Here is an 11,835-nt window from a genome sequence, read left to right on the forward strand (position 1 = left end):
ATCAAGACCCAAAGTTATACCATTAGGTCTGTAGCTCAGTTGGTTAGAGCGCACCCCTGATAAGGGTGAGGTCGGCAGTTCAAATCTGCCCAGACCTACCATTTTTGGTTGGAATGTTGAGCACCCCATGCCTCTGGATAAAGAGTGGTGAGGACGGCTCATCTGCAGTTCAAATCTGCCCAGGCCTACCATTACATGGTTCAGCCGTAGAATACGGGGCCATAGCTCAGCTGGGAGAGCGCCTGCCTTGCACGCAGGAGGTCAGCGGTTCGATCCCGCTTGGCTCCACCACTTTCTGCGGTAGATGTTGCTCCTGGTCAGAACTTAGAAATGAACATTCGTTGATGAATGTTGATTTCTGACTTTTGTCAGATCGTTCTTTAAAAATTCGGATATGTGATAGATATAGACTGACGCGCACTTTCACTGGTGTGTGATCAGGCTAAGGTAAAATTTGTGAGTTCTGCTCTTAACTGAGCGAAATGCGAATTTTCGGCGAATGTCGTCTTCACAGTATAACCAGATTGCTTGGGGTTATATGGTCAAGTGAAGAAGCGCATACGGTGGATGCCTTGGCAGTCAGAGGCGATGAAAGACGTGGTAGCCTGCGATAAGCTTTGGGGAGTCGGCAAACAGACTGTGATCCAGAGATCTCTGAATGGGGGAACCCACTCAGCATAAGCTGAGTATCTTGTACTGAATACATAGGTGCAAGAGGCGAACCAGGGGAACTGAAACATCTAAGTACCCTGAGGAAAAGAAATCAACCGAGATTCCCTTAGTAGTGGCGAGCGAACGGGGACCAGCCCTTAAGTTGATTTGAGATTAGTGGAACGCTCTGGAAAGTGCGGCCATAGTGGGTGATAGCCCCGTACACGAAAATCTCTTATCAATGAAATCGAGTAGGACGGAGCACGAGAAACTTTGTCTGAATATGGGGGGACCATCCTCCAAGGCTAAATACTACTGACTGACCGATAGTGAACCAGTACCGTGAGGGAAAGGCGAAAAGAACCCCGGAGAGGGGAGTGAAATAGAACCTGAAACCGTATGCGTACAAGCAGTGGGAGCCTACTTTGTTAGGTGACTGCGTACCTTTTGTATAATGGGTCAGCGACTTATATTCAGTGGCGAGCTTAACCGAATAGGGGAGGCGTAGCGAAAGCGAGTCTTAATAGGGCGTTTAGTCGCTGGGTATAGACCCGAAACCGGGCGATCTATCCATGGGCAGGTTGAAGGTTAGGTAACACTGACTGGAGGACCGAACCGACTACCGTTGAAAAGTTAGCGGATGACCTGTGGATCGGAGTGAAAGGCTAATCAAGCTCGGAGATAGCTGGTTCTCCTCGAAAGCTATTTAGGTAGCGCCTCATGTATCACTGTAGGGGGTAGAGCACTGTTTCGGCTAGGGGGTCATCCCGACTTACCAAACCGATGCAAACTCCGAATACCTACAAGTGCCGAGCATGGGAGACACACGGCGGGTGCTAACGTCCGTCGTGAAAAGGGAAACAACCCAGACCGTCAGCTAAGGTCCCAAAGTCATGGTTAAGTGGGAAACGATGTGGGAAGGCTTAGACAGCTAGGAGGTTGGCTTAGAAGCAGCCACCCTTTAAAGAAAGCGTAATAGCTCACTAGTCGAGTCGGCCTGCGCGGAAGATGTAACGGGGCTCAAACCATGCACCGAAGCTACGGGTATCATCTTATGATGATGCGGTAGAGGAGCGTTCTGTAAGCCTGTGAAGGTGAGTTGAGAAGCTTGCTGGAGGTATCAGAAGTGCGAATGCTGACATGAGTAACGACAATGCGAGTGAAAAACTCGCACGCCGAAAGACCAAGGTTTCCTGCGCAACGTTAATCGACGCAGGGTTAGTCGGTCCCTAAGGCGAGGCTGAAAAGCGTAGTCGATGGAAAACAGGTTAATATTCCTGTACTTCCAGTTATTGCGATGGAGGGACGGAGAAGGTTAGGCCAGCCTGGCGTTGGTTGTCCAGGTTTAAGGTGGTAGGCTGAAATCTTAGGCAAATCCGGGATTTCAAGGCCGAGAGCTGATGACGAGTTGCCTTTAGGCGACGAAGTGGTTGATACCATGCTTCCAAGAAAAGCTCCTAAGCTTCAGATAACTGGGAACCGTACCCCAAACCGACACAGGTGGTTAGGTAGAGAATACCAAGGCGCTTGAGAGAACTCGGGTGAAGGAACTAGGCAAAATGGCACCGTAACTTCGGGAGAAGGTGCGCCGGCGAGGGTGAAGGACTTGCTCCGTAAGCTCATGCCGGTCGAAGATACCAGGCCGCTGCGACTGTTTATTAAAAACACAGCACTCTGCAAACACGAAAGTGGACGTATAGGGTGTGACGCCTGCCCGGTGCCGGAAGGTTAATTGATGGGGTTAGCGCAAGCGAAGCTCTTGATCGAAGCCCCGGTAAACGGCGGCCGTAACTATAACGGTCCTAAGGTAGCGAAATTCCTTGTCGGGTAAGTTCCGACCTGCACGAATGGCGTAACGATGGCGGCGCTGTCTCCACCCGAGACTCAGTGAAATTGAAATCGCTGTGAAGATGCAGTGTATCCGCGGCTAGACGGAAAGACCCCGTGAACCTTTACTATAGCTTTGCACTGGACTTTGAATTTGCTTGTGTAGGATAGGTGGGAGGCTTTGAAGTGGGGACGCCAGTTCTCATGGAGCCATCCTTGAAATACCACCCTGGCAACTTTGAGGTTCTAACTCAGGTCCGTTATCCGGATCGAGGACAGTGTATGGTGGGTAGTTTGACTGGGGCGGTCTCCTCCCAAAGAGTAACGGAGGAGTACGAAGGTGCGCTCAGACCGGTCGGAAATCGGTCGTAGAGTATAAAGGCAAAAGCGCGCTTGACTGCGAGACAAACACGTCGAGCAGGTACGAAAGTAGGTCTTAGTGATCCGGTGGTTCTGTATGGAAGGGCCATCGCTCAACGGATAAAAGGTACTCCGGGGATAACAGGCTGATACCGCCCAAGAGTTCATATCGACGGCGGTGTTTGGCACCTCGATGTCGGCTCATCACATCCTGGGGCTGAAGCCGGTCCCAAGGGTATGGCTGTTCGCCATTTAAAGTGGTACGCGAGCTGGGTTTAGAACGTCGTGAGACAGTTCGGTCCCTATCTGCCGTGGACGTTTGAGATTTGAGAGGGGCTGCTCCTAGTACGAGAGGACCGGAGTGGACGAACCTCTGGTGTTCCGGTTGTCACGCCAGTGGCATTGCCGGGTAGCTATGTTCGGAAGAGATAACCGCTGAAAGCATCTAAGCGGGAAACTTGCCTCAAGATGAGATCTCACTGGGATCTTGAATCCCCTAAAGGGCCGTCGAAGACTACGACGTTGATAGGTTGGGTGTGTAAGCGCTGTGAGGCGTTGAGCTAACCAATACTAATTGCCCGTGAGGCTTGACCATATAACACCCAAGCAATTTGCTGACGCAGATTGCGGTGGTGGAGATGACATGAACCGAAAGTTCGCAAGGCATCACAAACATCACATATCCGGATTCGCTGGGCTGTCCAACTGGACATTCTGGCTACAGAATTTCTTGACGACCATAGAGCATTGGAACCACCTGATCCCATCCCGAACTCAGCAGTGAAACGATGCATCGCCGATGGTAGTGTGGGGTTTCCCCATGTGAGAGTAGGTCATCGTCAAGATTCATTTCGCAAAACCCCTATCTGCACATGCAGGTAGGGGTTTTGTCTTTAAGTAGGAACTACAGAGATTCGCAGGCACGTTCGAGTGACGGGCCAGCACATAGAATTTCTTGACGACCATAGAGCATTGGAACCACCTGATCCCATCCCGAACTCAGCAGTGAAACGATGCATCGCCGATGGTAGTGTGGGGTTTCCCCATGTGAGAGTAGGTCATCGTCAAGATTCAAACCCAAAGCCCCTGTCTGCAATGCAGACAGGGGCTTTGTCTTTTCAGGTACAGGGGCTGCGGTGAAAGCGCCAAACAGCCCTGGCCATCTGCCTAGAACTGGTAACTCACTGTTGCACTCACATTGCGCTCTTCACCCATGTAGCAGTAGTTCAGGCTGGCACACGAAGTGATGTAGCTTTCATTGGTGAGGTTATTGGCGTTCAAGCGCACATCTACACCGGTCAGGCCCACCTTGCCCAGGTCATAGCCCACGGAAGCATCGAACAGCGTGTAGGAGGGCACCTTCATACTGTTTTCCGCATCCACCCAGCTGTAGCCCACATAACGCACGCCGCCGCCCAGCCGCAGGCCATCCAGGGCCCCTTGGTGGAAGTTGTAGTCAGCCCATAGCGAGAGCATCTGCTTTGGCGCCTGAGTCGGCGAGTTGCCCTTGTTGTCCAGGTTGCCCGACACCAGGCTCGGCATCGTCTTGGAATACTCGATATCGGTAAAGGTGTAGCCACCCAGCAGCTTCAGGCTTTCGCTGAGCTGCACATGTGCTTCCAGCTCCAGGCCCTGCGAGCGCACTTCACCTACAGCGCGATAAAAATCCTCGTTCGGTTGTTTCGACGCCAGGTTCTCTTGTTCGATGCGGAATACCGACGCGGTGAACAGATTGTCGCTGCCGGTGGGTTGATACTTGATGCCCGCCTCCCACTGCGTACCCTCGGTGGGTGCCAGAGGCCGGCCATCCTGATCGGAGACGGTATTCGGATTGAATGACTCCGAGTAACTGACATAGGGCGCAATGCCATTTTCAAACAGGTAAAGCACGCCGGCACGTGTTGTGAACTTCGAGCGCTGGTCATTAACCTTGGTATCAGAGTCACGGTTCTGTTCGGACACCTTCACCCAGTCCTGACGCAGCCCCAGAGAAAAACGCCACTGATCAAGCTCCACCAGATCCTGCAGGTATACCCCCGTTTGCTGCAAACGGCGCTGATAGCGGTTTTCTCCCAGCAACTGCAGGTTGCCATTACCGTACTGCGGGTTACCGGCGTCCAAGGGGTCTACGGTACCGTAACGCCATTCAACGTCAGCTTTGCGCCGCTGGTAGTCCGTGCCCATAAGCAGGGTGTGCTTGGCGGCGCCTGTGAAGAACTCTGCCTGCAGCATGTTATCGATGATGTACGAATGCAGCCGCTCGTCGCCGCCGGTGTAAGCGCGGTTCAGGATATTGCTTTCAGCATCTGCCCAACCGGCGGAATAAACCTGGTCCATCGACACGTCGGAATCCTGGTAACGGAAGTTCTGCCGAGCCGTGAAGATGTCATTGAAGCGGTGCTCGAACTGATAGCTGAACGACTGTTGCGTACGTTCGTAGCTGTCGATACCCGTTTCGCCTTCAAAGAAGTGATCGGACAGGCGCAAGCCATTACGCGGGTGCAGCATGCCGTCTGCCGGGTTACCGCCGTGGTAGCCGCCGTTGGGGTCGTGTTGCAGATAGGCCTGCAAGGTCAGCGAAGTATCTTCGCTGAAGTCCACGCTGATCGCCGGGGCAATGGCGTAGCGTTCTTCCTTGTTGTGGTCGAACTGCGTGTCAGAGGCATCCGCCAAGCCCGTCAGGCGATAGGCGATACGCTGGTCTTCATCCACCGGGCCGCTGAAATCGAAGCCCATGCCGCGCTGGCCCTGGGTGCCGACCGTAGCTTGTACCTGATGGTAGGCGGAAAACAGCGGTTTCTTGGTGGTCAACGCGACCAGCCCACCTGGTGAGCTGCGGCCGTACAGAACCGAGGACGGCCCTTTGAGGATGTCGATGCGCTCCAGGAAATACGGGTCCACCTGCATGGTGCTGTAGGTGCCGTTGTCGCCCATGGATTTGAGCCCGTCGACGTAGATGTTGTCTACCGAGCCGTCGTTGAAGCCGCGCATCGCCACATAATCATAGCGGTGCGTGGCACCGTAGGGGTTGGTTAGCACCCCTGGTGTATAGCGCATGGCCTGGGCGACGGTCTGTGACCCTTGGTCGTCGATCTGCTGGCGGGTCACCACAGACACCGATTGCGATGTTTCCACAAGCGGCATGCTGGTCTTGGTCGCCACTTGGCTGTGGGTCGCGTTGTAGCCCTCGGTGCTACCCAGCGCATTACCCAGGCTGAAACCGCGGACGTCGGTGTCGGGTAACGACAACGCTGCGTCCAGCGGCTGCGCCTGCAACACGTAGCTGTGCCCACCTTGGCTGACAGCTCGCAAACCACTGCCATTGAGGAGTTGGCGCAGAGCCTGTTCTGTGGCGTATTGCCCATTGAGGCCGCTGGACTGCAAACCGTTGGTGAGCTGCGGTGTGCTCGACAGTGTGATGCCGGCTTGGCGGGCGAACTGGCTGAGCACATCGTCCAGCTGGCCTGCAGGTATGGAATATTGCTGGCTGACCTGGGCTGTTTCCGCCGCCCAGGCGGCCAGTGGAATAGCACTCAGGCCCAGGGCCGTGCCCAATACAGCTGCCCGCACTGCGTTGCGTAATAATGCTGAGTGCAAGACAGGTCGAAAACCATTCGCGTTGAGTGTGCATATGTGCACGGTGTCGTTAGACATGTTCAAGTCCGTAGGGATATTGAGGGCGGAAGGTGTTGCTTACTGTCCTAGCCGGACTGCCATTCAAAACCCGCCAAAAATACCTGGCACCGCCCTACGGCCAACCCTGCAGGGGCCGCCTGATCAAGCGAGGCTTTCCACGCGTACCCACCAGCGAGTGCGTTGGCGCAGCCTCACTGGCAGCGTCTGGGGGAGTAGCTGCAGCAAAAGCTCCGGGTCTTCAAGGCGGAATACTCCCGACAGGCGCAAGCCGGCAACTTCTTCGCTGCAACCCAGATAACCACGGCGATAGCGGCTGATCTGCGCGAGGAAGTCCGCCAGGCGCATGTCCCGGGTAACGATCAGCCCCTCGCTCCAGGCCATTGCGTCCATGTCCACGTGCTGCAGACGTTGCGCACCCTGTGCATCCAGGCGCCAGTTCTGGCCGCTTTCGATCCACTGCAGCGGGCCGGTACCAAGCTGGTGGATCGCTACCCTGCCAGTGCCGACGCTGACGTGCGTACAGTCGCTGTCCTGGCGTACCGCGAAGTGCCCGGCAAACCCTTCAAGCAAGGCATCGCGGCTTTGTACCAGCAGGGGGCGCTGCGCCGTGGTGGCCTGGCCGCAGGTAATCATCATTTCCCCCTGCCTCAGGCGAATCAGTCGCTGCTGTTCCTCGAATGCCAGGTCCACGGCGCTGTCTGTATTGAGTTGCATCAGGGTGCCATCTGGCAGCGTGAAGCTGCGGCGTTCACCCGTGCTCGTGACGTAGTCGGCGGTCCAGTAGCTGAGCCCATCCAAATCCCGGCCCAGCCATGCCGCTGCGCCGATCATGGCCGTGCCACCCAGCAGTTTCAGCGCCTGACGTCGGTGCAGCCGACGCTGGCTGGTTTCCAGGGTCTGCAAAGCCAAACCGGCACCGGGAATGCCGCGCAGGTCGAGATCCTGGTGCATCTGGATCACCCGTTGCCAGGCTTGCTCATGCTCTTGACGGGCCGTGCGCCACTGCACGCATTGCTGTTGCAGTGCGGCATCATGCCCGTTCTCGCGCAGCCTCAACATCCAGTGAATGGCCTGTTTGACCGCTTGTGCGCCGGGTTGTGCAGCAGTCTTGGCGTCAGCAGTCATCGTGATAGCGCAGCACGTAGCAGTGGTAGAGCGCATCGGCGATGTAGCGCTCCACGGTACGCACGGAGACACCCATCTGGTCAGCGATGGCCTGATGCTTCAGCCCCTCGCACTGGGCTAGCAGGAAAGCCCGTCGCACTTTGGGTTTCAGGCCATCGAGCATGCGCGCGATGCGCTCCAGCAACTCCAGCAACAGTTCGCGGGTTTCAGCGGCAGGCGCCAACGCTTCTGGCAGATGGGACAAGGCCTCGAGGTACGCCTTGTGTAGCTCCTCGCGGCGCCAATGGTCGATCACCAGCCCGCGTGCAACTTTGCGCAGGAACGCACGTGGCGTGTTCAAGTGCAGTTTCTCACGGCGCTGTAACAGGCGAACGAAGGTGTCCTGGGCCAGGTCGGCAGCATCAGCGGCGTTACCCAGCTGGCTGCGCAGCCAGGCATGCAGCCAGCCGTGGTGGTCACTGTAAAGCGTTTGCACGGAGTCGTCGCTGGGCATGGGCGAGGTATCAACAATGGACATTAATGATAATTAGTCTCATTGTTGGCGGCGGCGCCATAATTTGCAACCTGTCCGTTTGCCAGCCCCGCATCGGCTGAAGCACGCTAGTGTTGCGGTTGGCCATCCAGGTATTGGCGGATGACCGTAGCGCCGCTGTTCAGGTGTCGCTCCAGCACGGCGATGGCTTCTTCCACGTGTTTGTCACTGGCGGCGTTGACCAATGCGTTGTGATCATCCTGGGTGAGCTTGCCCAGCCCCATGGAGGAGAGGTGAAAACGCAGAAAGCGTTCCTCCTCGTTGAGCTCGTCCTCGATCAGGCGGAGCAACTTCCTGTTTTTTGCCTTGCTGTACAAGGCCATGTGCAACAGACGATTGAGCCGGCCGATTTCAGCGTGGCGGGTTTCATTCTCCAGCTGCTGGATGTAGCCGCGTGCCTGGGCGATGTCGCTGGGCTCCAGCAACGGGATGGACTGGCGTAGCGCCTCGCTCTCAAGCAGTATTCGCAGCGCGTAGGTGTCTACCGCGTCCTCGCCGATCAAGGGCGCAACCACGGCACCCTTGTGCATTTCCACTTTCAGCAGTGATTGCGCTTCCAGCTGGCGCAAGGCTTCGCGTACAGGCATGCGGCTCACCCCGAACAAGGTGGCCAGCTCTTGCTGGCGCACGGCGGTGCCAGGTGGCAAGCGACCGTCGAGAATGGCACTGCGCAGGCGTTCTTCGATCACGCCACGAGCCTGGTGCGGTAACAGCTGCTCGCTGGCCAACACATTGCTCAGTTTGAGTTTCTCGGCCACGTAAAGCCTGCCTTAACGATGACTAAAGTTGGATCCAATTACACTAGTAACTGCCTGTCAGGGTGTCAAACTCGGCCGATAGCGCCAGTAACACCCAAAAAAGCGCGGCTATGGTGGATGAAGTCACCCGTCAAAGGAAGCAGCCTATAAAAGGATATAGTCATAAAAAGGCTGCAAGCTGACCAGCGGGTGGATGATTGCAGGGTGCCATTGTCTTTTGCCTTGGCAAGCCCCACCATCGCTGCTTTCGACTGGCCTGAACAGGGCTTCGCAGTGGCGATATCCTGGATGCTCAAACGCCTTGTGCGACCTGCCTTCCTTGCCGTGCTGCTGGGCGGTCTACTGCTGGGCGGCTTGCACGCGGATTGGGACTTTTCCCAGATCAGCCGCAAGTCCCAGGCCTTGTATGGCCCGCTAGGCGCGGGGCAGGGTCGTATCGACGCCTGGCAGCGCCTGATGGCAACGCAGGCTCAAGGCAGCGAGCTGGAACGGTTGCAGGTGGTGAACCGCTTTTTCAACCAGCAACTGCGTTATGTCGAGGACATCGACCTGTGGCATGAGGTCGATTACTGGGCCACACCGGTGCAGGCACTCATCAAAGGGGCCGGTGACTGCGAGGACTACGCCATAGCCAAATATTTCAGCTTGCGGCGCATGGGTATTGCCAGCGAAAAGCTGCGTATCACCTACGTCAAGGCGTTGCGGCAGAACCGAGCGCACATGGTCCTGACCTATTATTCAAGCCCACAGGCCCAGCCATTGGTCCTCGATAGCCTGATGGACGCCATCAAACCTGCCAGCCAACGAACCGACCTGTTGCCGGTCTATGCCTTCAATGGCGAGGGGTTGTGGCTGACGGGGGCCGCAGGCAACAAAAAGGTCGGTGATACCAAGCGGCTTTCCCGCTGGCAGGATTTGCTGAAGAAAATGCAGGCCGAAGGCTTCCCGGCCGAACCGGTCTATTGAAGGAGCACTGATGTCACTGTTCAAACAATTGCTGTTGGCCATTTGCCTGTTCCTGGTGGTCGCCTTCAGTGGCAGTTTCATGGTCAGCCTGGAAAGCTCACGCAGCCAGTATGTCAACCAGCTGCGCTCGCATGCCCAGGATGCGGCGACCGCGCTGGCGCTGTCGCTGACGCCGAACATCGACGACCCGGCGATGGTCGAGCTGATGGTCAGTTCGATCTTCGACAGTGGTTACTACGCAAGCATCAAAGTTGTCGACTTGGGCTCAAATGCGGTGCTGGTGGAGCGCCACGCCGAGCCGGACCCTGGCGGCGTGCCACAGTGGTTCGTGCGCTTGATCGGCCTTGAAGCCGCAGGTGGCGATGCCATCGTCAGCCGCGGCTGGCAGCAGGCCGCGCGCGTCGAGGTGGTCAGCCACCCGATGTTCGCCATTGCCAAACTTTGGCAGAGCGCTCTGGGCAGCTTGGGTTGGCTGCTGTTGTGTGGTGCCGCCAGTGCCGTGCTCGGTGCCTTGTTATTGCGCCGCCAGCTGCGCCCGCTGGACTATATGGTCGAGCAGTCCCATGCCATTGCCCGCCGCGAATTCCTGAGCCTGCCAGAGCTGCCGCGTACCCCGGAGCTGCGCCGGGTCGTGCAGGCCATGAACCAGATGGTTGAAAAGCTCAAGGCGCTGTTTACCGAACAGGCCGAGCGCAGTGAGCGGCTGCGTGCAGAGTCTTACCAGGACAGCCTCACCGGGCTGTCCAACCGCCGTTATTTCGAGATGCAGCTGAACACCCGGGTCAGTAATCTGGAAGAGGCCCGCGCCGGCTACTTGCTGCTCTTGCGGGTACAAGGCCTGGCTGGTTTGAACGCCCGCCTGGGCGGTCAGCGCACCGACCAGTTGCTACAGGCGGTGGGGGAGCAGTTGCGCCGTACCTGTGCCAGTTTCCCGGAAACCAAAGACCTGATTTCCCGCAGCCGCGGCGGCGAGTTCGCTGTATTGGCGCCGAGCATGGTGCACGAAGAGGCGGTACAGCTTGCCCAGGCGCTGGAAGCGACCCTGCTCAGCCTGCATGAAACCGGCGCCAGTGACGTTCACCCGGTGGCCTGCATCGGCCTTGCACCCTATAGCCCTGGTGACGCGCCGCAGGCGCTGCTCAAGCTCGCCGACGAAGCCTTGGCCCGCGCCGAGAATCAACCAACTCCTGGTTGGGTGTGCCTTGAACAAGGCGTTGCCGCCGTAGCGGCGGACAGCCAGCATGCGTGGCACGAGCGCCTGGACCAGGCTTTCAACAATAGCCGCTTCGAGTTGTTCTTCCAACCGGTGGTGGACACCGCCACAGCGCAGCGGGTACTGCACCACAAGGTGATTTCGCGCTTGCAGGACGGGCAGGGCGAGGCCTTGCCCGCAGGGCGCTTCCTGCCTTGGCTGGAACGCTTTGGTTGGATGCCGCGCCTGGACATACTAGTACTGGAGAAAGTACTGGCCCACCTGCGCGGGCACGATCAGGTGGTGGCGCTCAACCTCTCCGCAGCCACCCTTGGCGACGCCAAGGCGCTGCAGCGGGTCTTCGAGCTGCTAGGCCAGAACGCAGCATTGGGCCCGCGGCTGGTGTTTGAAATCGGCGAAGAGCAACTGCCTGACCAGGCCGCCCTGGAACACCTCACCCGGCGGCTGCACGGGCTAGGCTTCGGCCTGGCGCTGCAGCGTTTCGGCGGGCGCTTCAGCATGATTGGCAACTTGGCCCATCTGGGCTTGGCCTATCTCAAGATCGACGGCAGCTACATCCGTAACATCGACCACGAGCAGCACAAGCGGCTGTTCATCGAAGCGATCCAGCGGGCCGCGCACAGCATTGATTTGCCATTGATCGCCGAACGGGTCGAGACCGAAGGGGAGCGCAAGGTACTGCAGGAGATGGGCGTAGGCGGAATACAGGGGCAACTGGTTGGCGAGCCCGCGCCCTGGCGCTGATCGCATTAGGGAAGGAGCAGCCT

The 11,835-nt window shown here is 57.4% G+C and carries 6 protein-coding genes, 2 tRNA genes and 3 rRNA genes; 7 read left to right on the forward strand and 4 right to left on the reverse strand.

The window, feature by feature from the left end:
- The first annotated feature begins 24 nt into the window (after positions 1 to 24).
- The 5 genes from GEV39_RS00610 (at position 25) to rrf (GEV39_RS00630) (ending at position 3,908) form a co-directional block, all read left to right on the forward strand.
- Positions 25 to 101: transfer RNA gene (locus GEV39_RS00610), tRNA-Ile, on the forward strand.
- A gap of 114 nt (positions 102 to 215) precedes the next feature.
- Positions 216 to 291, forward strand: a tRNA-Ala gene (locus tag GEV39_RS00615).
- Positions 292 to 540: 249 nt separating this feature from the next.
- Positions 541 to 3,433: ribosomal RNA gene (locus tag GEV39_RS00620) — 23S ribosomal RNA — on the forward strand.
- Positions 3,434 to 3,567: 134 nt separating this feature from the next.
- Positions 3,568 to 3,683, forward strand: a 5S ribosomal RNA gene (gene rrf, locus GEV39_RS00625).
- Positions 3,684 to 3,792: 109 nt separating this feature from the next.
- A 5S ribosomal RNA gene (gene rrf, locus GEV39_RS00630) occupies positions 3,793 to 3,908 on the forward strand.
- Positions 3,909 to 4,005: 97 nt separating this feature from the next.
- Here the strand turns inward: rrf (GEV39_RS00630) and GEV39_RS00635 are convergent.
- The 4 genes from GEV39_RS00635 to GEV39_RS00650 all read right to left on the reverse strand — a co-directional run bounded on the left by GEV39_RS00635 (position 4,006) and on the right by GEV39_RS00650 (position 8,889).
- Entirely contained in the window at positions 4,006 to 6,492 is a 2,487-nt protein-coding gene (locus GEV39_RS00635) for a TonB-dependent siderophore receptor (protein WP_249414314.1), read from the reverse strand.
- Between the two features lie 123 nt (positions 6,493 to 6,615).
- Positions 6,616 to 7,599, reverse strand: a complete 984-nt coding sequence (locus GEV39_RS00640) for a FecR domain-containing protein (protein WP_173887138.1) — start codon at positions 7,597 to 7,599, stop codon at positions 6,616 to 6,618.
- Positions 7,589 to 8,092, reverse strand: coding sequence for a sigma-70 family RNA polymerase sigma factor (locus tag GEV39_RS00645; RefSeq protein WP_173891633.1), 504 nt, complete (start codon positions 8,090 to 8,092; stop codon positions 7,589 to 7,591). The genes GEV39_RS00640 and GEV39_RS00645 overlap by 11 nt, the downstream gene beginning before the upstream one ends.
- Before the next feature lie 107 nt (positions 8,093 to 8,199).
- On the reverse strand, positions 8,200 to 8,889 hold the full coding sequence (locus tag GEV39_RS00650; RefSeq protein ID WP_173887140.1) for a GntR family transcriptional regulator: 690 nt from the start codon (positions 8,887 to 8,889) through the stop codon (positions 8,200 to 8,202).
- A gap of 204 nt (positions 8,890 to 9,093) precedes the next feature.
- Here GEV39_RS00650 and lapG point away from each other — a divergent pair, with 204 nt between their 5' ends.
- Together lapG and lapD are read left to right on the forward strand one after the other, a co-directional pair.
- On the forward strand, positions 9,094 to 9,855 hold the full coding sequence (lapG, locus tag GEV39_RS00655) for a cysteine protease LapG (RefSeq protein WP_173887142.1): 762 nt from the start codon (positions 9,094 to 9,096) through the stop codon (positions 9,853 to 9,855).
- A gap of 10 nt (positions 9,856 to 9,865) precedes the next feature.
- Positions 9,866 to 11,812, forward strand: a complete 1,947-nt coding sequence (gene lapD / locus GEV39_RS00660; protein WP_173887144.1) for a cyclic di-GMP receptor LapD — start codon at positions 9,866 to 9,868, stop codon at positions 11,810 to 11,812.
- The last annotated feature ends 23 nt before the right edge of the window (positions 11,813 to 11,835 follow it).

Source organism: Pseudomonas sp. NY5710, assembly GCF_013305665.1.
GTDB lineage: Bacteria > Pseudomonadota > Gammaproteobacteria > Pseudomonadales > Pseudomonadaceae > Aquipseudomonas > Aquipseudomonas juntendi.

Bases quoted from the DNA above. Each gene is read 5' to 3' on its own strand.
- GEV39_RS00635 (WP_249414314.1), bottom strand. From the start codon at position 6,492: ATGTCTAACGACACCGTGCACATATGCACACTCAACGCGAATGGTTTT.
- GEV39_RS00640 (WP_173887138.1), bottom strand. From the start codon at position 7,599: ATGACTGCTGACGCCAAGACTGCTGCACAACCCGGCGCACAAGCGGTC.
- GEV39_RS00645 (WP_173891633.1), bottom strand. From the start codon at position 8,092: ATGCCCAGCGACGACTCCGTGCAAACGCTTTACAGTGACCACCACGGC.
- lapD (WP_173887144.1), top strand. From the start codon at position 9,866: ATGTCACTGTTCAAACAATTGCTGTTGGCCATTTGCCTGTTCCTGGTG.